Source organism: Mesorhizobium sp. CNPSo 4684, assembly GCF_057784315.1.
The window spans coordinates 1-20,370 of the sequence record NZ_JBWLUX010000058.1 but is presented as its reverse complement, the minus strand read 5'-3'; the positions used below and the strand labels follow the sequence as shown (position 1 = coordinate 20,370).

The window sequence follows — 20,370 nt, the reverse complement described above, 5'->3', positions numbered from 1 at the left end:
CGGATCTCGAACCTCTCGCAGGATAGACATAATCAACGGCACCGCGGCCTCCTCTGTAGCGAGAAAGCCTCTCAAGAATCCCTCTTTTCCTACTTGGCAAGAGCCAATCAACTTATCTGCGATTCCCCTGCCCTCAAGGGGGGAGATTACTCAGCCCGTCGGTATCCGCGGATCCTGTACCAGATAGAACGTCCAGCGCGGGGTATAGTCGGTGATCAGAAATTCGAAGCTTCCCGTCTTCAGTGGGTCGATCTTGCCGTCCTTGAACAGCAGCCGGTCATAGGGTTCGAAATCGCGGTCGAAATCGGCATAGGCGCTCGACAAGATATTATCGGGCGTCTTGTTACGCTGGTCGAACGACAGGCCGTCGCCGAACACGCTCGGCTGGTTGAGGATCTCCTGCAGCTCGAACTGGAATTCGACCCAGGCCTGGCCGCTATTGTTGAGCACCTCGATGCGCATGTACAGGACGCCGTTGGCGAATTCACCATTGGTGCTGAACGGCTGGATCGGTTTGGTGGTGCGGATGGTGAGCGTCACCGGCGTCGACGAATTCAGCTCCTCGGAGATGACCAGCGGGTCTTCCTTGGTGCCGAGGCCCGAGGCGCCGGTGATGTGGAAGCCGCCAAGCTCGTCGGAAAAGGAGTAGGCCCCGGTCGCCCACACCTTCACCGGATCGGCATGAGCCTCAACCGGCGCCAGCAGTGAAAGGGCGAGAAGAAGCGCTCGGCGGGTCCGGCCGGGCGGAAGGGGAAAGCGCGTCAATGAAATGCCGGACGGCGTGCGCATGGGCCGAAGTATGGCCGATAAGCGAGCCGTCGAACAATTAAAATATGGGAAGCTCGGTCCAGCTCAGCGCAAAAGGCGTGCAGCATCGCCGTTATCCGCGACTTTTTGGCGAAAACGGCATTGTCACGTCAGCGCCGGTTTCCTGTCGCGGATTGATGCGCTATGCAGCGCAAGAGCCAGCAAAATGCCCGGAAACGGTTAGCCAGTGCGGAGGGGTTGATGAGCGAGATCGAACGCGAGAGCATGGAATTCGACGTTGTCATCGTCGGGGCCGGCCCGGCGGGCCTTGCCGCGGCGATCCGTCTCAAGCAGGTCAATCCCGAGCTTTCCGTCGTCGTGCTGGAAAAGGGCGGCGAGGTCGGCGCCCACATATTGTCCGGCGCCGTCGTCGATCCCATCGGCATCGACCGCCTGTTGCCAGGCTGGCGCGACGAAGACGGCCATCCCTTCAAGACGCCGGTCACCGAGGACCATTTCCTGGTGCTCGGCCCTGCCGGCTCGTTCCGCCTGCCCAACATCATGATGCCGCCGCTGATGAACAATCACGGCAACTACATCGTCTCGCTCGGCAATGTCTGCCGCTGGCTGGCTGGCAAGGCCGAAGCGCTGGGCGTTGAAATCTATCCGGGCTTTGCCGCCACCAGGCTTGTTTACAACGATGCCGGCGCCGTCACCGGCGTCATCACCGGCGACATGGGCGTCGAAAAGGACGGCACGCACGGCCCGGGCTTTGCGCCGGGCATGGCGCTGATGGGCAAATATGTGCTGATCGGCGAGGGCGCGCGCGGCTCGCTCGCCAAGCAGCTGATCGCCAAATACAAGCTGTCCGACGGTCGCGAGCCCGGCAAATACGGCATCGGCCTCAAGGAACTGTGGCAGGTCAAGCCGGAGAACCACCGGCCGGGCCTGGTGCAGCATTCCTTCGGCTGGCCGCTCGATCTGAAGACCGGCGGCGGCTCCTTCCTGTACCATCTGGAGGACAACCAGGTTGCGGTCGGCTTCGTCCTGCATCTCAACTACAAGAACCCCTGGCTGTCGCCGTTCGAGGAATTCCAGCGCTTCAAGACCCATCCAGCGATATCGGGCACCTTCGCGGGCGCCAAGCGCATCGGCTATGGCGCGCGCGCCATCACCGAAGGCGGCTGGCAGTCGGTGCCGAAACTGTCCTTCCCCGGCGGCGTGCTGATGGGCTGTGCTGCCGGCTTCGTCAACGTGCCGCGCATCAAGGGTTCGCACAATGCGGTCCTGTCCGGCATGCTGGCGGCCGACCATGTCGCGCAAGCCATCGGCGCCGGCCGCGCCAATGACGAATTGGCCTCCTACGAGGCGGCCTGGCGAGGGACCGACATTGGCAAGGATTTGAAGAAGGTGCGCAACGTCAAGCCGCTATGGTCGCGCTTCGGCACCATTATCGGCGTCGGCCTCGGCGGGCTCGATATGTGGCTGAACACGCTGTTCGGCTTCTCGCCCTTCGGCACGCTGAAGCACGGCAAGGCCGACTATGCCACGCTCGAGCCGGCCGCCAAGCACACGAAGATAGCCTATCCCAAGCCGGATGGCGTGCTGACCTTCGACCGTCTGTCCTCGGTGTTCCTGTCCAACACCAATCACGAGGAAAATGAGCCGGTGCATTTGATCGTCGGCGACATGGCGCTGCAGCAGCGCTCCGAGCACGACGTCTTTGCCGGGCCGTCGACGCGCTACTGTCCGGCCGGCGTCTATGAATGGGTCGACAAGGATGGCAACGCCGCCGCCGATCCGGCTGCGAAAGATGTGCGCTTCGTCATCAACGCGCAGAACTGCGTGCACTGCAAAACCTGCGACATCAAGGATCCGAACCAGAACATCAACTGGGTGCCGCCACAAGGCGGCGAAGGCCCGGTCTACCAGGGCATGTAAGGCGCCCGGCGCCATTGATTGTTGAAACCGTCATCTGCTTGTGGTCTCATTGCCGTGTCCATGTGGGAGAATGGCATGCGGGTGTTGGTCTTGTGTTGCGTCGCCGTCATAGGCGCGGCCTGCGGCATCGTCGGGACGGCGTCTGCCGGCGTGAAAACCGTCGTCAAGACGCGAACCTACGACATTACCGGCGCCACGGGTGCCGGTCTGGTCTTAGCCATGAACCGCAGGGGGCCCAAGCACGGTTTCATGACCCACGCCATCGCGCAGACAAGCTACACCGCGGACTGGAGCCTGGACCTCGGCCAGGTCAACGGCGTCTGTCGCCTGCGCCAGGCCACTGGAGCGCTCAACATCACCTACACCTATCCGCGCGTGGCCTCGGCCGTCACGCCGGCGCTGCGCAAACGCTGGAACCGGTTCTTCACCGGCGTTCTCGCTCATGAAGGAACCCATGGCCGTATCGCCGGGCAGATGATGCAGGCCGCGGAGCGGTCGGTTCGCGGCATGAAATTTGCCAATGATCCGCAATGCAATAAGACGAGCGCCGAAGCCCGGCGGCGCTTGGAAGCCACCGCCAAGGTCTATGAAGCGAAACAGATCGCCTTCGACGCGCGCGAGCACCGTGAAGGCGGCCATGTCGAGCGCATCATCGAGGCCCTGGTGGGCTTGTGAAACCTCAAGCCCGTAACGTGTTGATCTAGCCGCGCATGTCGGGCTGAATGAGCGACACGGTCGCGGTGGCGTCCTCGTCGACCGGCTTGTTCTCGTCGCGCTTCAGCGAAAATTCCACCATCACCGGCAGATGGTCCGAGCCGGTGTCTTCCAGCCGGGTTGACGACAGGATCGTCACCCCGCCCTTCGAGAATACCTGGTCGATCGGCAGACCTGCGTAGCGGCGCAGGAAGTCGGGCAGCGTCCGGTGAATCCAGCTCGGCCCGGCCGACGGCATCACGGTCAGTCCGCCGAGCGAGGCGACGCGCCGCACCGCAGCGCTCCACGGCACGGCGTTGCAGTCGCCGGCCATGATCGCCGTCTCGCCCAGCGAGGTGAGCGTCTTGGTCAACTCGCCAATCTGCCAGTATTGCTCCTTCGGCCACGGCCAGCTCAGATGGATCGCCGCGACATCGACGCCGATGCCGCCGAAGTCGACCGTGGCGGTGGCCATCGCGCCGCGCGGTTCGCAGTATGGTTCGGTACCGACGGCAAACGGCCGCCTGGACAACAGCGCCACGCCGAACACGCCGTTGGGATAGGCGCACAGGATGCGATAGGGATAGGCGCTGCGGATATAGCCGAGCTCGGTTGCCCACATCGCCGATACTTCGTCGAGCGTGATCACGTCGGGGTTGGTCCGGCCGATCAGCGAAAGAACCTTCTTGGGCGTCGGATTGTTGAAGCGCAGGTTCATCTGCAGCAGCCGATAGACCGTCTCATTGCCGGGCTCGGCGTCACCGGCGGCCTGCACCGGCCACAGCCGCGGCAAGGTGCTCAACGTGCTGGCGAAGGCGGCTACGGCCAAGAGCAGGCCCACACCCGCCTGCAGGCGAAACGAGGTGGCAAGCAGCGGCAGCGCAATCAGGGCCATCAGCACGGCAAAATGGATGCGGAAATGGGCGAAGGAATCGAAGGCCGGATGCAGTGTGCCAAGGAACCCGGCTACAAGCGCGGCCGAGAGGCCGAGCATTGCCAGGAACGCCATCGAAGCCATCGTGTTTCGCACGCGTGCCATCAGACCGGGTTTTGCATTGCCCAAAGTGTCGGGCCGAGGGTGTCAGGCCTGTTATCGGCGCAAATGCGGCCCAATCAAGATGACGAAACGCCTCGCGGCCAACATTTACGGGAGCCAGTCTACTGGAAGGCCGTCTCCGAAAAGCTTCTCAGCTTGCGCGAATGCAGCCGTTCCATCGGCATTTCCGCCAGCTTCTCCATCGCCTTGATGCCGATGGTCAGATGCTGCGCCACTTGCCGCTTGTAGAATTCGGTCGCCATGCCGGGCAGCTTCAGCTCGCCATGCAGCGGCTTGTCCGAGACACACAGCAGCGTGCCGTAGGGAACGCGGAAGCGGAAGCCATTTGCGGCGATGGTGGCCGATTCCATGTCGAGCGCGATGGCGCGTGACTGCGACAGCCGTTGCACCGGTCCGCGCTGGTCGCGCAACTCCCAATTGCGGTTGTCGATAGTGGCGACGGTGCCGGTGCGCATGATGCGCTTGAGATCGTAGCCGGAAAGCCCGGTGACTTCGGCGACCGCCTCCTGCAGCGCCACCTGGATCTCGGCCAGCGGCGGGATCGGCACCCACACCGGCAGGTCGTCGTCCAGCACATGGTCCTCCCTGACATAGGCATGCGCCAGCACATAGTCGCCCAGTGCCTGCGTGTTGCGCAGGCCGGCGCAATGGCCGAGCATCAGCCAGGCGTGGGGCCGCAGCACCGCGATATGGTCGGTGATCGTCTTGGCGTTGGACGGGCCGACGCCGATATTGACCATGGTGATGCCGCCATGGTTCGGCTTCTTCATGTGATAGGCCGGCATTTGCGGCAGGCGCGGTGCGGCCACGCCTTCGCTGGGCGCGCTTTGCCCGGCCTTGGTGACGACATTGCCGGGTTCGACGAATTCAGCATAGCCGTGGCCGCCTTCCGCCATCTGCGCCCGGGCGCGGGCGACGAATTCATCGATGTAGAACTGGTAGTTGGTGAACAGCACGAAGTTCTGGAAATGCTGCGGGCTGGTCGCCGTGTAATGTGTCATGCGGTGCAGCGAATAGTCGATGCGCTGCGCCGTGAATGGCGCGAGCGGCCTCGGTTCGCCGAACGCCACTTCGAATGTGCCATTGGCGATCTGGTCGTCGGTGCCGTCGAGATCCGGCACATCGAACAGGTCGCGGATCGGCCGCTTGATGCGTTCTGCCGCGGCGCCGTCGACATGGGTGCCTTCAAGGAAGGCGAAATGCAGCGGGATCGGCGTGGTCGATTCCGAAACCGTCACCGGCACGCCGTGATTGCGCATGATCAGGCGAAGCTGCTCGACGAGATAGCGTTCGAACAGCACCGGCTGGGTGATGGTGGTCGAGAAATGCCCCGGCGTCGGCATATGGCCGTACGCCTGGCGCGAATCGATCTGGGTGAAAGAATTGGTGGTGACGCCGATCTCCGGGTAGAAGGCGCGGTACCGCTTGCTTTCATCGCCGCCGGCGGCAAGTGCCGCAAAGGAGTCGCGCAGGAATTTGGTGTTGCGGTCGTAGAGCGCCTGCAAGGCGGCCACGGCCTTTTTGGCGTCGTCGAAGCTCTTCTTGCCGAAAGGCTCCGGCATCACGACCGATTCGATAGCTTGTGGGTAGATTCGCTTTTCCATGGCTCAATATAGGGACTTGAGGCCGCACTTGGGAGGGGGAGGGTGGCCATCCATGCGGCCAAGGCGAAGATTTATTCCACCACGTTTCAAGGTGTGTCGAGATTCACGCGGGTCAGGCCGGCATCACCTGAATGCCGGCATAGCTTACCCGCGCTGCAGGCTGACCAGCAGAACAAAGCCAACGCCATGCTTCTTCGTCGCCGGCGCGTCGGTCGTCGTGTCGGCGGCGGCCCGCATCATTGGCATGGCCAAGACTGGCGCCGACAGCACGATCAGGACAAGCGCCGCCCGCGGCAGAAGCCGGAGGGTCTGGAGGGCGTTGATGGCGATGCGTTTCATGGCTTTTGCTTTTCTGTTTGGATCTATGTCTTTGTCGTCTCAGGGGCGAAAATGGTTCATGCAATCGAACTGGCAGCTGCTGGAACTGGCTGCATCCCAGGAGCGGGCCGGACGGCCGGCTTCGGCCACCAGAATGGCGAAGAACATGCCGAACAGGCTCATCAACAGGCAGACGATGGTGAAGCGGCGAGCGAGCATTTGCGTGGTGTCTCCTTGAACACGCCATCAAAATGCCCTGATGCGACTGAACCGGCTCTGATGCCGGCGTTCATCTGCGGTTCAAAGTGATTGACGATGTTTTAGGGAGAGCATCGGCTCGGCTAAGAGGCCGCGAGGTGGCGATGCGGGTATGTCGCGGACCGTCCTGGAAAAGAAAACGGGGCCTGTTGGGGGCCCCGTTGTCGTCATGTCAAAACAGCAAGCTCAGAGCTTGTGCCAGGTCTGGCTCTTGCAGATCAACCCGCCGAGCACGCAGCCGCTCATCTTCAGCGAGGTGCCCGACAGTGTCGCCTTGCCGGAATACGTCTTGTCGTTTGCCGGATCTGTGATGTTGCCGGCATATTTGTTGTCGCCGGCCGGCTTGAGCGAGCCGATGGTCTTGCCGGCATATTTGCCGGTCTTCAGCGTGATGGAGAATGAGCCGCTGCCGCCAATCAGTGCGGTGTCGCCGGCTTGCGTCTTCCAATTGCCTTCGATCGGATCGGCCCAGGCCGCGCCCGCCATCATCACTGTAGCCGCCAGGGCCAAGCTCACTTTCCGAAACATATCTGTCCTCCCTGTGGTTTTAGGTGGGGCGCCGGCCTCTCTGCCCCTTACGCAAACGTAAGCTAATCCAGCTCCCGGCAAAACAAAAGCGGGTGCCGTGGGGGAAGGGTTTGCAATTTTCATAAGGGTCGAGAAGCGCTCAGCGACCAGGAAATGAAACGATCGAGGCGTTGGCTTTGGTTTCCGTGGTTAGCAGAGTGTTGATTGGTGCCCCATAAATTTTCGTCAAATCCGGCGCGAAACGGCGCGGTTGCTGACTTTGTATCCTTAACGAATTTCCGCGTTTACCTCTTGTTTTAGCTTTGTTTTCTCCAAATTAAGCACGCCATTTAACGACGAATTCAAGGCTCGGCTTCATTCTCGAAAGCATCGAAAGAGCGGCTCCCCAGGGGACACCGGGGGACAGAAAAGGCCCGCTCTCGGGAGCCAGACAGGGGACTAAAATGGCACGTTTTGAAATGCTTGAAGCCGGCTTCGGCGCCATGGGGGCAACTGCCCAGGCCGACATTCTTTTCGAACTGGGCATGATGTATGCGACCGGCCGCGATTGCGAGACCGATGTCGTTGCCGCCCACAAATGGTTCAACATCGCCGCCATCAAGGGCTCGGTCCGCGCCGCCGAACTGCGCTCGGAACTGTCGGCCGCAATGTCCAAGGTCGAGATCGCCAGGGCGCTGCGCGAAGCCCGCGAATGGATGACCATGCACTGAGATCGCCGATCTCGAGCAGATGTACGAAACAGGGACGCTCCCGGGATCAAGACCGCATAGACGGCCGGAACCGGTAGACAACAAGACCGCGACAAGACGGTCGACGACGAAAGACAAGAACGCGGCAGGCCGACACGGTCCGGCCGTGCACAATGGGGACGGTGAGCAGGTTTTCGTGGCGCGGGGGCGCATGGGGACTGCTCTAAGAGCAAAAAGCCACGACCTGCCGGAACAAGGCTGGCGTGGCTTTTTGCGTTGATGAGGCCCAATCGCGTGGCGCCGATGCGCCTAGACAGGCCCGATGAAGGATGAAATTGTCCCGCCTTCTGAAAGAAGCGCGACCAGAGCGGCTGCGCGAGTGTGGGAGGAGTTCTATCACCATGAAAAAAATGGGTATTTTAAGCGCGGCCGTATTTGGCCTGATGATGAGCGCGCCGGTTGCCTTTGCCGATGATATCACCATTTCGGTGGTCGGCCCGATGACCGGACAGCTCGCCACGATCGGCGATCAGTTCAAGCAGGGCGCAACGGCAGCCGCCGACGCGATCAACGCCGCCGGCGGTGTCAACGGCTCGATGATCAAGCTCGATATCGAAGACGACCAGTGCGATCCCAAGCAGGCGGTTTCGGTGGCCAACCGCATCGTTGCCAACAGCGTAAAGTTTATTGACGGCCATGCCTGTTCGGGTTCGAGCATCCCGGCGTCCGCCGTCTACGCCGAGGCCGGCGCGCTGATGATGAGCCCGGCCTCTTCAAATCCCGAGCTGACTGACGCCGCCGCCAAGGCCGGCTGGCCGACGATCATGCGTCTCTACACGCGTGACGACGCGCAAGGCGCCTTCATCGGCCCGTGGATTGCCAAGAAATATGCCGGCAAGAACATCGTTATCCTGCACGACAAGAGCGCCTACGGTCAGGGCGTGGCGGATGCCGTCAAGGCGACGATGAATGCCGGCGGCCTCAAGGAAGTCGACTATGAAGGCATCAATGCCGGCGAAAAGGACTACTCGGCACTCGTCACCAAGCTGAAGGACCTCAAGGCCGATGTCGTCTATTTCGGCGGCTATCACCCTGAAGCCGGGCTGATCCTGCGTCAGTCGGCCGAGCAGAGCGTCAAGTTCCAGCTTATCATGCCGGACTCGATCGCCTCGCCGGAATTCTGGCAGGTCGCTGGCCCGGCCGGCGAAGGCACCATGTTCGTCTTCCCGTCCGACCCGCAGGCCAAGCCGGAAGCCAAGGACGCCATCGCCAAGATCAAGGCGGGCGGCTTCGTGCCGGAAGGCTTCACGCTGTTCTCCTACGCCGTCGTTCAGGCCTTTGCAGAGGGCATCAAGCGCGCCGGAACCGACGATCCGGTCAAGGTCGCCGAAGCGCTGAAGAACGGCACGCCGTTCAGCACCGTGGTCGGCGAGGTCACCTTCGACGAGAAGGGCGATCTGAAGAACGCCAGCTACGACATCAACCAGTGGCATGACGGCAAATACGCGCCGATCGCGCAGTAATCGTCCGCATACTCGCGAAATGGCCGGGCTTGCCCGGCCATTTCATTTAAGGCGTGTCTCGGGCTATGCCCCCTCTTCAACGAAGCGCACCAGCACGGTTCCGTCGGTGACCTGCGCGCCCTCTGTCGCGATCTCGGCGATGACGCCGTCATGGCTGGCCGAGATCGTGTGTTCCATCTTCATCGCTTCCAGGATCAGCAGCGGTTGGCCCTTGGTCACGGCTTCGCCCTTGGCCGCGCGCACCAGCTTGACCAGGCCGGGCATCGGCGCGCGCAGACTGCTGGACGCAGCGGCGGCTTCATCGGTTCGCGCCAGCGGATCCGGGACGAGGAAACTGTAGCCGACCGCGCCTTCGAACACGGTCACGTGGCCTGGCCAGCGGGCAAGGCGAGGGGCAGCGCGAAGATCGTGCGAATTGACGCTGTCATAGGGCGCATCCAGCGCCACCTCGAAGCGCCCGTCCGGCCGCACTGAAACGCGCGCCAGAATATCGTCCTCGCCATGGCGCAGCCGCGTGCGCCGCGCAACAGCGTGAAAATGCGCATAGCCGGCCAGCGATGACCAAGGGTCGTCGGATGGTGGCAACGCACCGGCGCCGGCCGCGGCAAGGGCTGCTGCGGCGATGGTCTCTCCACTCGGCGGCGCAACCATGGTTAGCGCTTCCTGATGCCTGCCGATCAGGCCGGTATCGACGTCGCCGGCGGAAAAATCGGCGTCCGCGGCAAGTGCTGCGAGAAAGGCTGTGTTGACGGTCGAGCCGGCAATCTCGGTCTGCGACAACGCTGTGCCGAGCGCGTCGAGCGCCGCTTGCCTGTCCCTGGCGTGGACCACCAGCTTGGCGATCATCGGATCGTAGAAGGGCGAGATCGCATCGCCGGCCCGCACGCCGGTCTCGATGCGCATCGTGGCGCCTTCGGGAGCTTTGTCGGGAAATGTAAGGTGATGCAGCGTGCCGGTCGCCGGCAGAAACCCTTTCGCCGCGTCCTCGGCATAGATACGCGCCTCGAAGGCGTGGCCGGACAGCGTTATCTCGCTCTGCGTCTTCGGCAGCTTTTCGCCGCTGGCCACCCGCAGCTGCCACTCGACCAGGTCGGTGCCGGTGACCATTTCGGTAACGGGATGTTCGACCTGCAGGCGGGTGTTCATTTCCATGAACCAGAAGCGGTCGGCCTTCAGCCCTTGCGAGGCGTCGACGATGAATTCGATCGTGCCGGCGCCCGAATAGCTGATCGCCTTGGCAGCTTTCACCGCCGCTTCCGTCATCGCCTTGCGCAACGCCGGTGTCATGCCGGGCGCCGGCGCTTCCTCGATCACCTTCTGGTGGCGCCGCTGCGCCGAGCAGTCGCGCTCAAAGAGATGCACGGCGTTGCCAAAATTGTCGCCAAACACCTGGACCTCGATGTGGCGCGGCTTGTCGACATATTTTTCCACCAGCACGCGGTCGTCGCCAAACGCGGCCTTGGCCTCGCGCCGTGCGCCCGACAATGCCTCGGAGAAATCGTCGGGATGCTCGACGCGGCGCATGCCCTTGCCACCGCCGCCGGCGCGCGCCTTGATCAGCACGGGATAGCCGATCTCGCGCGCCTTGGACGCCAGCAGCACGATCTCCTGCGCCTCGCCATGATAGCCCGGCACCACCGGCACGCCGGCTTTCTCCATCAGCCGCTTGGCTGCGTCCTTCAGACCCATGGCGCGGATCGAGGCGGCCGAGGGGCCGATGAAGGTGAGCCCTGCCGCCGCCACCTGATCGACGAAGTCGGGGTTTTCCGAGAGAAAGCCGTAGCCGGGGTGGATTGCCTCGGCGCCTGTCGCCAGCGCCGCCGCGACAATCTTGTCGCCGCGCAGATAGCTTTCGCCGACGGGAGAAGCGCCGATATGCACCGCCTCGTCGGCCATTTCGACATGCATGGCCTTGGCATCGGCGTCGGAATAGACGGCGACGGTGCGCACACCGAGCCTGCGCGCGGTGCGGACCACACGGCAGGCGATCTCGCCGCGATTGGCGATCAGGATCTTGGCGAACATGGAGCCTCCAGCGTTTGCCTTAGGCGCCGCCGCTTTGCGCCCCGTTTCCCGCAAACCCTCACCACACCCTGCGATGGCATCAGGGCGTTGTCAAAAACCTGTGGGGAGTAGCTTCCGCCTACTTGGACGCCGCGATTTCGCAAGCGCCTCCGGTCGTGACTTTCCATTTGCTGCGGCCTGCCTGGCAGGATTTCAAGGCCGCGTCTTCGGCAGCTTTTTGGGACGGCGCGTTCACGCGCGAGCCGCAGATCATATATAACGACGTTACCCGCATGTACGGCGTGGTCGCATAGGCCGAATGGCCGCTGGCCGCCACATAGGCATTGTAAGCCTTGGTGCAGGGGTCTTTTGGGTTTTTCGGCAATTCCGGCCAGAAGCGAACCTCGCCCTTGCTTCCCGCCAGCGACGCTGCTGCGCCGACGCCAGGCGCGAAAAATATTAGGAGACCTGCAAGTATCGAGATGGCCGACTTGCGACAATATTTCAGATTCATGTTCACCCAACCCCAACTGCCCAATTCGAGACGAGCAGTAGCGAATATTTTGCACGCCCGCCAGATCGCTGGTGGAAATTCGCATTTGCAGGCGGGAAGAAATCTGTTGGGTCATCAAGTTCAGCGCTTATCAAGGCCAGCAACGGCGCATCGGTATAGTTCAGCGGTTTCGTCATCGAAGCAGCAGAAAACAACGGTCTCGGGCAGGGCCTTCTGTTGCAGGAAGTCGCTTGCGGTGCCGACGGCGATGACTGCCGCCTCATTCTTCGGATAACGGTAGATGCCGGTAGAGATCGCCGGAAACGCCACCGTCCGGCAATCATGAATATGCGCAATTTCAAGCGACCGGCGGTAGCAGGAAGCGAGCAGTCCGGCTTCGCCCTTGCCGCCGCCTTGCCAGACTGGCCCGACCGTGTGGATGATGTAGCGCGCCGGCAGCCTGTAGCCCTTGGTGAGCTTTGCATCGCCGACCTTGCAGCCATTGAGCATCCGGCATTCGAATTCGAGCTCCGGGCCGGCCGCACGGTGAATCGCGCCGTCGACACCGCCGCCGCCAAGCAGCGAGGAATTGGCGGCATTGACGATGGCATCGACCGCAAGCCTGGTGATGTCGCCGGTGTGGATGCTGATGCGTTGGCCGAGCGTGCTCATCTCACATCCTGAACACGCCGAACTTCGTTTCTTCGATGTCGGCGTTGAGCGCGGCCGACAGGCTGAGCGCCAGCACCTCGCGTGTTTTCGCCGGATCGATGATGCCGTCGTCCCACAGCCGTGCCGAGGAATAAAGCGGATGGCCCTCATGCTCGTATTTCATCAGGATCGGCTTCTTGAATTTCGCTTCCTCGTCCGCGCTCCATTCACCGCCCTTGCGCTCGATGCCCTCGCGCTTGACCACCGCCAGCACCGTCGCCGCCTGCTCGCCCCCCATTACCGAAATGCGGGCGTTCGGCCACATCCACAGGAAGCGTGGCGAATAGGCGCGCCCGCACATGCCGTAATTGCCGGCGCCGAACGAACCGCCGATGATCATCGTCACCTTCGGCACGCGCGCGGTAGCGACCGCCATCACCAGCTTGGCGCCGTCCTTGGCGATGCCGCCGGCCTCGTACTTTCGCCCGACCATGAAGCCGGTGATGTTTTGCAGGAAGATCAGCGGAATCTTGCGCTGGCAGCACAGCTCGATGAAATGCGCGCCCTTCAGCGCGCTTTCCGAGAACAGCACGCCATTGTTGGCGATGATGCCGACGGGCATGCCCTGGAGATGGGCAAAGCCGGTGACCAGCGTGGTGCCGTAATTCTGCTTGAACTCGTCGAACTCGGAGCCGTCGACGACGCGCGCAATCACCTCGCGCACATCATAGGGCTGGCGCAGATCGGTCGGCACGATGCCATAGAGTTCCCGCGCGTCGTAAAGTGGCGGCGTGGGCTTCTGTAAGGTCAGGCTTACACTCTTGCGTCGGTTGAGGTTTTTCACAATGCGCCGACAGATGGCCAGCGCATGTTCGTCGTCCAGCGCGTAGTGGTCGGCGACACCGGACAACCTGGTGTGCACATCGGCGCCGCCCAGATCCTCGGCGCTGACGTCTTCGCCAGTGGCAGCTTTCACCAGCGGCGGGCCGCCAAGAAAAATGGTCGCCTGATTGCGCACCATGATCGTCTCGTCCGACATTGCCGGCACGTAGGCGCCGCCCGCCGTGCACGAGCCCATGACGCAGGCGATCTGCGGGATGCCGGCCGCCGACATGTTGGCCTGGTTGTAGAAGATGCGGCCGAAATGCTCGCGGTCGGGAAACACCTCGTCCTGGTTGGGCAGATTGGCGCCGCCGCTGTCGACCAGATAGATGCAAGGCAGATTGTTCTGCAGCGCGATCTCCTGCGCCCGCAAATGCTTCTTCACCGTCAGCGGGTAATAGGTTCCGCCCTTCACCGTGGCGTCGTTGACGACGACCATCACTTCGGTTCCTTCAACACGGCCGACACCGGCGATCATGCCGGCCGAGGAAATCTCCTCACCATACATCGACCATGCCGCGAACTGCCCGATTTCGAGGAAGGGTGAGCCGGTATCGAGCAATTGCGCCAGCCGCTCGCGCGGTAACAGTTTCCCGCGCGAAACATGGCGCTCGCGCGCCTCGTCCGAACCACCGCGCTCGACGGTGGCGGCCTTGTCGGCGATGTCGGCAACCAGCGCCCGCATGCGTTCGGCATTGGCGCGGAAGGTTTCGGAGGAGGGCGAGATCTGAGAGGCTAGAGTGGCCATTGACGAACCTTTTGTGATATCATATTTTAGTATCACTATGGGCTCTCGCCCTAACCCGAGAGGAGCCGACTACCACGGTATTCAATTTGGGGAGGGCGGAAAGTCGTGAAAGCTGCGCACCGGCAGACACTAGACAAGATATTTGCGAATCCGGTCAGCGCTTCGATCAAATGGCGCGATGTCGAGGCATTGCTGGTGGCGCTTGGAGCCGAAGTCTCGGAAGGCAGCGGCTCACGAGTGAGGTTCACCATCGCCGACCAGACACTGTTCCTGCACCGCCCCCATCCATCGCCCGACACCAAGCGATGGGCAATCAGGGACATCCGGGAATTTTTGACCAATGTTGGAATAGGGCCATGAAACTTTACAAGGGTTATGCCGGATCGATCGAGTTCGACGATGAGGACATGGTGTTCCATGGTCGCGTCCTTGGCATTCGCGACATCGTCACTTTTGAAGCCGAGACTGCAGAGCAATTGGTGAAGGCTTTTCATGGCAGCGTCGACGACTATCTTGCTTTTTGCAAGGAGCGTGGTGCTGATCCTCAGAAGCCGTACTCGGGCAAGCTCGCTTTGCGCACGACACCAGAGATTCATGCGCTCCTGGGCAAGGCCGCCGCCAGCGACGGCAAATCGATCAATCAGTGGGTGTCGGACACGCTTGCCGAAGTCGCCCGCAAGCGGGTCGACCAAGGTTCGACAAAAGTCCGAACCCGCACGCACTAAACACCCTCCGCCATGATCTCGCGTCCGATCAGCCAGCGGCGGATTTCGCTGGTGCCGGCGCCGATCTCGTAGAGCTTGGCGTCGCGCAACAGCCGGCCGGTCGGATAGTCATTGATATAGCCGTTGCCGCCAAGCAGCTGGATTGCGTCGAGCGCCATCAGCGTCGCCTTTTCCGCCGCAAACAGCACGCAGCCGGCAGCGTCCTTGCGCGTCGTCTGACCGCGATCGCAGGCAGCCGCCACTGCATAGACGTAGGCGCGCGCGGCGTTCATCGTCGAATACATGTCTGCCAGCTTGCCTTGCACCAGCTGGAACTCGCCGATCGGCTGGCCGAACTGCTTGCGCTCATGCACATAAGGGATCGCGACATCCAGGCACGCCGCCATCAGCCCGATCGGTCCGCCGGCAAGCACGGTACGCTCATAGTCGAGGCCGGACATCAGCACCTCGACGCCACGCCCTTCCTCATGCAGCACGTTGTCGTAGGGAACCTCGACATTGTCGAACACCAGTTCGCCGGTGTTGGAGCCGCGCATGCCGAGCTTGTCCAGCTTTTGCGCTGTCGAAAAGCCGGCCATTGTCTTTTCGACGATGAAGGCGGTAATGCCGCGCGATTTCCGCTCCGGATCGGTCTTGGCGTAGACCACCAGCGTTTCGGCGTCGGGACCGTTGGTGATCCACATCTTCGAGCCGTTGAGGACATAGCGGTCGTTGCGTTTTTCGGCGCGCAGCTTGAGCGAGACGACGTCGGAGCCGGCGCCGGATTCCGACATTGCCAGCGCGCCCACCTTTTCACCCGAGCACAGCGCCGGCAGATATTTCTCCTTCTGCGCCGGTGTCGCCCAGCGGTTGATCTGGTTGACGCAGAGGTTCGAATGGGCGCCGTAGGAGAGGCCGATCGAGGCCGAGGCACGGGAAATCTCTTCCACCGCGATCACGTGGGCGAGGTAGCCCATGCCACTGCCGCCGAAATCGGGATCGGCGGTGATGCCGAGCAGGCCGAGCGCGCCGAGTTCTTTCCACAAATGCATGGGGAATTGATTGCTGCGGTCGATCTCGGCGGCAATCGGCGCAATTTTCTCCTGGGCAAAGCGCCGCACCAGGTCGCGCAGCGCCTCGATGTCTTCGTCATGCCCGAAGCTGAGCGTGTTCGTGTACATGCCGTTCCTCCTGCCGCATGACCCCGAAAATCGACTTCGATTTTCGGAAAGGGATCATGCGCGAAATCAAAATGCTACAGCGTCCTTCGCGCGTCCGAAGGGACGCGCGGCGCTGTAGGAACCGATCTTCGCGCCAACCAGGCGCATTGTCATTGAAAGATATGTCGCCGTGACTTCAGCCATCGACAGCCGCTGGCCCGGGCGGAACCAGACGATGACGCCGGTCATCATCTGGATCAGCGCCATGGCCGTGAGCCCGGTGTCCTCAACGCTGAAGGTGCCTGTTTCTGTCCCGTCGCGCAGAATGGCGCGCAGCTCCTTCTCATAGGCGGTGCGCATGCGCAGGATCTGCGTCAGCCGTTCATGCGAGAGGCTGCGCAATTCCATGTTCGAGACATGGGTGGAGTGGCGGCGCTCGATGTGGAAGGCAATGTGGTTTTCGACATAGGCGGCCAGCCGCGTCGTCGGATCGGCGGCATCGGGACGTGCGGCGTCCCACGCTTTGATCAGCCCTTCCATATGCTCGCGCATCAGCGTGAACAGAAGGTCTTCCTTGGTCGGGAAATAGCGGTAGAGCGCGGCCGCCTGGACGCCGACTTCGGCGGCGAGCTGGCGCATCGACATCGCTTCATAGCCGAAGCGTGCGATCAGGCTGACCGCCGCCTCGCGGACGGCGGCTTCCGTCTTTTCACCATCGGATCCGGTGGTCCGCGCCATGAATGCCTCCCAGTGTCGCACAAGAATAAAACGAACGTTCAATTAATTCAAGTGGGCGGTCGGGAATCGCATCGTCTATACGATGATCCGAAAGTCGATAGGGGCGTCGCGGAGTTCGAATTCCTCGGTCTCGACCTTTGAAACCGAAGCTCCGCTTGGTCCTTGCCGCAGCCGTTCGATCATTGTCGAAACCGCGGCATCGCCACCGGCAATCCAAGCCGTCACGGTGCCGTCCCGTTCATTGCGAACCCAACCTACGAGGCCAAGCTCTATCGCTTCGCGTCGCGCCCACACCCGGTAGCCGACGCCTTGCACATTGCCGTGGACGCGCGCCTGTACCGCCTTTTTCTGGTCATCCATCATTATCTCCCATGCACAGAGTCTGGCGCAGGATCGAACGAAAGCAACAGGCTTGAACGGTTGGATTGTTGCTGGATCGACGGGAACCCGGCTCACACCTTCGAGATGAATGGCATCGTCCAGCAAATAGTTGACGAAATCAACTAATTCGATGAAGATCGGGCACTGCGGAAATCTTCCGGGAGAGGTGGCCGACATGCCAGCCTATCGAGATGCGTTGGTTGCCGAGATGCGCGGCTTCAACAGGTTCTACACGTGCCTGGTCGGGCTGCTCGATGAGACGCTGATGCAGAGCGCCTACACTTTGGTCGAAGCCAGGGTGCTGTTCGAACTCGGCCACCGGCCAGCTGACGTTTTTGCTGGCCCCGGCGGCGTATCGGGATTTTTGGCGAGGGCGTTCCATCTCGATCTTGCGCCGGTTGCATCGGCCCTTGCCGGCAAACTCCAACTCCCGCCGGCCCACCTCATGCGGATCCTGCGAAAATTCACGGCCGCCGGCCTGATCGAACTGCGTGCCGATCCGGACGATCGGCGCAGGCGGATCCTGTCGCTGACCGCCCGGGGCAGTGCCGCGCTGGCCACACTTCAGGCAGCGGCGAATCGCGATCTCGCCTGTTTGACCGCCGGCCTCGCCGATGATGAAGCCGCCGAGCTTTCGGAGGCGTTGAAGCGGGTCACGCTGCTGCTCGGTGGTGGCGGCAAGGAATCGCGGGCTCTGCCGGCTGCAAGGTGATGCCGGTCTGCCGGCTGGTTCGCCCGCAGCGTCGTGCCCGTCGCCACATGCCGATGGCAGCGGCCGGTCTAGTTCCCGCGCGCTGCCGCCAGCGCGCCGGGCAGTTCCTCGGCAAAGATGTCGAGCTCATGATCGAGGCCGACACTGACCCGAATGCAGCGGTCGAGCCCTGGCGCCATAGGCTTGCGGATGAAGACGTCGCGCGACAACAGGTTTTGCAGCACCTTCAGCGCGAAGGCGCCGTCCTGGCCACAGTCTATGGTGACGAAATTGGTCGCTGACGGCAGCGGCTTCAGTCCGTTTGTCTTGGCAATCCCGGCGATGCGTGTGCGCCCGGCAGCGACCCGTGCCACCACGCTGCGCAGCCAGTCCTGGTCGGCAAGCGCTTCGACGCCGGCGATCTGCGCCATGCGGCTGACGCCGTAATGGTTGCGGATCTTCTCGAAATCGCGGATCACCTCGGCCTCCGCCACCGCGTAGCCGCAGCGAATGCCGGCCAGCCCGTAGGCCTTGGAGAAGGTGCGCATGCGGATGACATTGGGCCGCGCGACATCGATCGGCGGCAGTGCCGAGGCCGGCCCCAACTCGCCATAGGCCTCGTCGAGCACCAGCATGGTGGTTTCCGGCAAGGCTTCGATGAAGCGGGTAACCTCGCTTGCTTCCCACCAGCTGCCCATCGGATTGTCGGGATTGGAGAGATAGACCAGCGGCGCTTTTTCGCTGACGACCGCAGCCAGCAGGGCGTCCAGACTTTCCTTGTCGGTCTCGTAAGGCACCGTAACCAGTCGGCCGCCGACGCCGGCAATGTGGAAGTTGAAGGTCGGATAGGCGCCGAGCGAGGTGACCACCGCGTCGCCGGGCGCCGCATACATGCGCGCCACCAGGCTGAGCAGCCCGTCTATGCCTTCGCCCACCACCACGTTTTCGGCGCTAACGCCAAGATGGCGGGCCGCGGCCTGCTTCAGATCGTAATTGTCGGGATCGCAATACATCCACTGGTCACGCGCGACGCTCTCCATGCGCGCAATGACACGCGGCGAAGGCCCGAAACTGCTCTCATTGGCGCCGATGCGGGCACGAAACGGGCGGCCGCGCTCACGCTCCTGCGCCTCCGGCCCGACAAACGGCACCGTCGAGGGAAGCGCGCCGACAAGCGGCGTGAGGGCAGGGCGCTGGCGCATGGCAAAGGCTCACTTGAAAAGGGCCTTCTTGCTAGCGTGCTGGGTCAGTTGGTGCAAGTTCTGACGCACCTGGAAATAGTGGCCAGGACACCTAAGACGAAATCGGCACAGGGCGGCCATGGCTCTATGATCTAGCCGCCGGTTGAGCTCCACCTTCTGAAGGTCCGCACCGCAGCCCAATCATCCAATCACTACGGCGAAGGATGCTTCAAAAGAAAAACCCGGCGGTTGCCCGCCGGGTTCGATTTTGAGCCAGGCTCTGCCTGTTAGAACGAGCGCTGGAAGCGGAGGAGACCGCCGACGCTGCTCTTCTTGTCGGCGTTGGTGAAGTTGGAGAAGTCGGCGTCGTCGAACTTGCCTGCATTGAGGTAGTCGACTTCAGCCGTGACCGTGAAGCCGGGAACCACATCGTAGGCGATGTTCGCGGCGACGCCGAGGTTCTTCCAGTCGTCATATGACACCTGGAGGTTGAACGAGGTCTTCTCGTTGATGGTGTAAGTGCCGCCACCCCAGAATGCCCAGTTGCCACCCCACTGCTTATAGAAGCCGCGGCCACCGGCGTCGATCGCGTAGTTCGGATCCGTCAAATTGTCGTCCGTGCCGTAGCCGCCCATGATGAAGAGCGACAGGTTCTGCATCGGGGTGATGTCCAAACGAACCTTGCCGGCGACTTCCTCGTAGTTGCTGTCGTAAGCGACGACGCCAGTGATGGCGCCCCAGCCCTGCGTGTACTTCACGCCGCCGACGACATGCGGAACATAGCTGTCGATGGTGCCGACGGTGCCCGAGCCTTCTTCGAGCGAGACCACCGCCGAGAAACCGTTGCCTGCGTCGAAATAGTACTGGACGACGTTGGTGTCGAAATCGCCGTAGGGAACCAGCGTATCCTGGATGACGTTGCCGGCGTAGCCGATGAACGTATCGAAGGCCGATTCGTCCTTACCGACGCGCAGGCCACCGAGCTGGATCCAGGCGAAGTTCAGAGAAACGTTCTTGTTGCCGGCAGGGTTGGAGTTGAATTCATCTGCTTCCGTTGCCGGATCGTCTGCCGACGGGTAGCCGTTGCGGTTGCCGAAGTTGAAGCGGGTCTCGGTGTAGGTCTTCAAGGTGCCGAGCTCGGTTTCCTGGCCGGTCCAGGTCTTCAGCGTAAAGCGGGTATTCTTGTAGAAAGTGTCCTGCTCGTCGCCATCCTTGTGGTCGAAGGACCTGGCACCATCGAACGAGCCGACGTCGCCGACGCCGATGTCGTAGCGGACATAGCCGCCGATGCGCAGGCAGGTTTCGGTGCCGGGGATGTAGAAGTAGCCCGAGCCGTAAACGTCGCAAATCTTGACGTATTCAGCCGGTTCCGGCTCGGC

General features: G+C 62.2%; 22 protein-coding genes. 7 read left to right on the top strand and 15 right to left on the bottom strand.

Going from position 1 to position 20,370, the window contains the following annotated elements:
- Positions 1 to 150: 150 nt before the first annotated feature.
- Complete coding sequence (locus tag AC04SG_RS31870; RefSeq protein ID WP_488554257.1) at positions 151 to 789, bottom strand: hypothetical protein; 639 nt, start codon at positions 787 to 789, stop codon at positions 151 to 153.
- A 219-nt stretch (positions 790 to 1,008) separates the two neighbouring features.
- On the opposite strand from AC04SG_RS31870, the gene AC04SG_RS31865 reads away from it, so the two are divergent.
- Positions 1,009 to 2,688 carry an electron transfer flavoprotein-ubiquinone oxidoreductase gene (locus AC04SG_RS31865; RefSeq protein WP_488554256.1) on the top strand — a complete coding sequence of 560 codons (1,680 nt, stop codon included), beginning with the start codon at positions 1,009 to 1,011 and terminating at the stop codon, positions 2,686 to 2,688.
- 75 nt (positions 2,689 to 2,763) lie between these two features.
- The gene (locus tag AC04SG_RS31860) at positions 2,764 to 3,363 is read left to right on the top strand and encodes a DUF922 domain-containing protein (protein ID WP_488554255.1); all 600 of its coding nucleotides are present in this window, start codon (positions 2,764 to 2,766) and stop codon (positions 3,361 to 3,363) included.
- A 25-nt stretch (positions 3,364 to 3,388) separates the two neighbouring features.
- Here AC04SG_RS31860 and AC04SG_RS31855 read toward each other — a convergent pair whose 3' ends face one another.
- From AC04SG_RS31855 to AC04SG_RS31835, 5 genes are all read right to left on the bottom strand, one after another.
- Positions 3,389 to 4,420 (bottom strand): endonuclease/exonuclease/phosphatase family protein, encoded by a 1,032-nt coding sequence (locus AC04SG_RS31855; RefSeq protein WP_488554254.1) that lies wholly within the window; start codon positions 4,418 to 4,420, stop codon positions 3,389 to 3,391.
- 119 nt (positions 4,421 to 4,539) lie between these two features.
- Positions 4,540 to 6,000, bottom strand: coding sequence for an AMP nucleosidase (locus tag AC04SG_RS31850; RefSeq protein ID WP_246501744.1), 1,461 nt, complete (start codon positions 5,998 to 6,000; stop codon positions 4,540 to 4,542).
- Positions 6,001 to 6,186: 186 nt separating this feature from the next.
- Complete coding sequence (locus AC04SG_RS31845; RefSeq protein ID WP_488554253.1) at positions 6,187 to 6,381, bottom strand: hypothetical protein; 195 nt, start codon at positions 6,379 to 6,381, stop codon at positions 6,187 to 6,189.
- A 39-nt stretch (positions 6,382 to 6,420) separates the two neighbouring features.
- Positions 6,421 to 6,579, bottom strand: a complete 159-nt coding sequence (locus AC04SG_RS31840; RefSeq protein WP_185970258.1) for a hypothetical protein — start codon at positions 6,577 to 6,579, stop codon at positions 6,421 to 6,423.
- A 225-nt stretch (positions 6,580 to 6,804) separates the two neighbouring features.
- Positions 6,805 to 7,146, bottom strand: a complete 342-nt coding sequence (locus AC04SG_RS31835; RefSeq protein WP_203278043.1) for a DUF2147 domain-containing protein — start codon at positions 7,144 to 7,146, stop codon at positions 6,805 to 6,807.
- Positions 7,147 to 7,589: 443 nt separating this feature from the next.
- Here AC04SG_RS31835 and AC04SG_RS31830 point away from each other — a divergent pair, with 443 nt between their 5' ends.
- Together AC04SG_RS31830 and AC04SG_RS31825 are read left to right on the top strand one after the other, a co-directional pair.
- A complete protein-coding gene (locus AC04SG_RS31830; RefSeq protein WP_006331108.1) occupies positions 7,590 to 7,856 on the top strand; it encodes an SEL1-like repeat protein in 267 nt (88 codons plus the stop codon).
- A gap of 380 nt (positions 7,857 to 8,236) precedes the next feature.
- The gene (locus AC04SG_RS31825; protein WP_142880019.1) at positions 8,237 to 9,358 is read left to right on the top strand and encodes a branched-chain amino acid ABC transporter substrate-binding protein; all 1,122 of its coding nucleotides are present in this window, start codon (positions 8,237 to 8,239) and stop codon (positions 9,356 to 9,358) included.
- 63 nt (positions 9,359 to 9,421) lie between these two features.
- Here AC04SG_RS31825 and AC04SG_RS31820 read toward each other — a convergent pair whose 3' ends face one another.
- From AC04SG_RS31820 to AC04SG_RS31805, 4 genes are all read right to left on the bottom strand, one after another.
- Positions 9,422 to 11,383: an acetyl/propionyl/methylcrotonyl-CoA carboxylase subunit alpha gene (locus AC04SG_RS31820; protein WP_488554252.1), complete on the bottom strand. Its 1,962-nt coding sequence runs from the start codon at positions 11,381 to 11,383 to the stop codon at positions 9,422 to 9,424.
- Between the two features lie 118 nt (positions 11,384 to 11,501).
- Positions 11,502 to 11,876 carry a hypothetical protein gene (locus AC04SG_RS31815; RefSeq protein ID WP_488554251.1) on the bottom strand — a complete coding sequence of 125 codons (375 nt, stop codon included), beginning with the start codon at positions 11,874 to 11,876 and terminating at the stop codon, positions 11,502 to 11,504.
- 120 nt (positions 11,877 to 11,996) lie between these two features.
- Positions 11,997 to 12,527, bottom strand: a complete 531-nt coding sequence (locus AC04SG_RS31810) for an O-acetyl-ADP-ribose deacetylase (RefSeq protein WP_488554250.1) — start codon at positions 12,525 to 12,527, stop codon at positions 11,997 to 11,999.
- Position 12,528: 1 nt separating this feature from the next.
- Complete coding sequence (locus tag AC04SG_RS31805; RefSeq protein ID WP_488554249.1) at positions 12,529 to 14,136, bottom strand: carboxyl transferase domain-containing protein; 1,608 nt, start codon at positions 14,134 to 14,136, stop codon at positions 12,529 to 12,531.
- Between the two features lie 105 nt (positions 14,137 to 14,241).
- Here AC04SG_RS31805 and AC04SG_RS31800 point away from each other — a divergent pair, with 105 nt between their 5' ends.
- The gene (locus AC04SG_RS31800; protein WP_192256661.1) at positions 14,242 to 14,496 is read left to right on the top strand and encodes a type II toxin-antitoxin system HicA family toxin; all 255 of its coding nucleotides are present in this window, start codon (positions 14,242 to 14,244) and stop codon (positions 14,494 to 14,496) included.
- Positions 14,493 to 14,861: a type II toxin-antitoxin system HicB family antitoxin gene (locus AC04SG_RS31795; RefSeq protein WP_488554248.1), complete on the top strand. Its 369-nt coding sequence runs from the start codon at positions 14,493 to 14,495 to the stop codon at positions 14,859 to 14,861. The genes AC04SG_RS31800 and AC04SG_RS31795 overlap by 4 nt, the downstream gene beginning before the upstream one ends.
- On the opposite strand, the gene AC04SG_RS31790 is transcribed toward AC04SG_RS31795, so the two are convergent.
- From AC04SG_RS31790 to AC04SG_RS31780, 3 genes are all read right to left on the bottom strand, one after another.
- Complete coding sequence (locus AC04SG_RS31790; RefSeq protein WP_112564233.1) at positions 14,858 to 16,021, bottom strand: isovaleryl-CoA dehydrogenase; 1,164 nt, start codon at positions 16,019 to 16,021, stop codon at positions 14,858 to 14,860. The genes AC04SG_RS31795 and AC04SG_RS31790 overlap by 4 nt on opposite strands.
- Before the next feature lie 66 nt (positions 16,022 to 16,087).
- A complete protein-coding gene (locus AC04SG_RS31785; RefSeq protein WP_488554247.1) occupies positions 16,088 to 16,738 on the bottom strand; it encodes a TetR/AcrR family transcriptional regulator in 651 nt (216 codons plus the stop codon).
- Positions 16,739 to 16,813: 75 nt separating this feature from the next.
- A complete protein-coding gene (locus AC04SG_RS31780; RefSeq protein ID WP_488554258.1) occupies positions 16,814 to 17,098 on the bottom strand; it encodes an acylphosphatase in 285 nt (94 codons plus the stop codon).
- 196 nt (positions 17,099 to 17,294) lie between these two features.
- Here AC04SG_RS31780 and AC04SG_RS31775 point away from each other — a divergent pair, with 196 nt between their 5' ends.
- Complete coding sequence (locus AC04SG_RS31775) at positions 17,295 to 17,831, top strand: winged helix DNA-binding protein (RefSeq protein WP_488554246.1); 537 nt, start codon at positions 17,295 to 17,297, stop codon at positions 17,829 to 17,831.
- Between the two features lie 68 nt (positions 17,832 to 17,899).
- Here the strand turns inward: AC04SG_RS31775 and AC04SG_RS31770 are convergent, their stop codons facing one another.
- Both AC04SG_RS31770 and AC04SG_RS31765 read right to left on the bottom strand, forming a co-directional pair.
- Complete coding sequence (locus AC04SG_RS31770) at positions 17,900 to 19,012, bottom strand: pyridoxal phosphate-dependent aminotransferase (RefSeq protein WP_488554245.1); 1,113 nt, start codon at positions 19,010 to 19,012, stop codon at positions 17,900 to 17,902.
- A gap of 266 nt (positions 19,013 to 19,278) precedes the next feature.
- Positions 19,279 to 20,370, bottom strand: a 1,092-nt coding sequence (locus tag AC04SG_RS31765; RefSeq protein WP_488554244.1) for a porin, incomplete at its 5' end; no start/stop codon positions are given.

Coding starts and splice junctions, on each gene's coding strand:
- AC04SG_RS31855 (WP_488554254.1), bottom strand. CDS start 4,420: ATGGCACGCGTGCGAAACACGATGGCTTCGATGGCGTTCCTGGCAATG.
- AC04SG_RS31840 (WP_185970258.1), bottom strand. CDS start 6,579: ATGCTCGCTCGCCGCTTCACCATCGTCTGCCTGTTGATGAGCCTGTTC.
- AC04SG_RS31835 (WP_203278043.1), bottom strand. CDS start 7,146: ATGTTTCGGAAAGTGAGCTTGGCCCTGGCGGCTACAGTGATGATGGCG.
- AC04SG_RS31805 (WP_488554249.1), bottom strand. CDS start 14,136: ATGGCCACTCTAGCCTCTCAGATCTCGCCCTCCTCCGAAACCTTCCGC.
- AC04SG_RS31785 (WP_488554247.1), bottom strand. CDS start 16,738: ATGGCGCGGACCACCGGATCCGATGGTGAAAAGACGGAAGCCGCCGTC.
- AC04SG_RS31775 (WP_488554246.1), top strand. CDS start 17,295: ATGCCAGCCTATCGAGATGCGTTGGTTGCCGAGATGCGCGGCTTCAAC.
- AC04SG_RS31810 (WP_488554250.1), bottom strand. CDS start 12,527: ATGAGCACGCTCGGCCAACGCATCAGCATCCACACCGGCGACATCACC.
- AC04SG_RS31770 (WP_488554245.1), bottom strand. CDS start 19,012: ATGCGCCAGCGCCCTGCCCTCACGCCGCTTGTCGGCGCGCTTCCCTCG.
- AC04SG_RS31845 (WP_488554253.1), bottom strand. CDS start 6,381: ATGAAACGCATCGCCATCAACGCCCTCCAGACCCTCCGGCTTCTGCCG.
- AC04SG_RS31865 (WP_488554256.1), top strand. CDS start 1,009: ATGAGCGAGATCGAACGCGAGAGCATGGAATTCGACGTTGTCATCGTC.
- AC04SG_RS31850 (WP_246501744.1), bottom strand. CDS start 6,000: ATGCCGGAGCCTTTCGGCAAGAAGAGCTTCGACGACGCCAAAAAGGCC.
- AC04SG_RS31795 (WP_488554248.1), top strand. CDS start 14,493: ATGAAACTTTACAAGGGTTATGCCGGATCGATCGAGTTCGACGATGAG.
- AC04SG_RS31830 (WP_006331108.1), top strand. CDS start 7,590: ATGGCACGTTTTGAAATGCTTGAAGCCGGCTTCGGCGCCATGGGGGCA.
- AC04SG_RS31790 (WP_112564233.1), bottom strand. CDS start 16,021: ATGTACACGAACACGCTCAGCTTCGGGCATGACGAAGACATCGAGGCG.
- AC04SG_RS31825 (WP_142880019.1), top strand. CDS start 8,237: ATGAAAAAAATGGGTATTTTAAGCGCGGCCGTATTTGGCCTGATGATG.
- AC04SG_RS31860 (WP_488554255.1), top strand. CDS start 2,764: ATGCGGGTGTTGGTCTTGTGTTGCGTCGCCGTCATAGGCGCGGCCTGC.
- AC04SG_RS31815 (WP_488554251.1), bottom strand. CDS start 11,876: ATGAATCTGAAATATTGTCGCAAGTCGGCCATCTCGATACTTGCAGGT.
- AC04SG_RS31820 (WP_488554252.1), bottom strand. CDS start 11,383: ATGTTCGCCAAGATCCTGATCGCCAATCGCGGCGAGATCGCCTGCCGT.
- AC04SG_RS31870 (WP_488554257.1), bottom strand. CDS start 789: ATGCGCACGCCGTCCGGCATTTCATTGACGCGCTTTCCCCTTCCGCCC.
- AC04SG_RS31780 (WP_488554258.1), bottom strand. CDS start 17,098: ATGGATGACCAGAAAAAGGCGGTACAGGCGCGCGTCCACGGCAATGTG.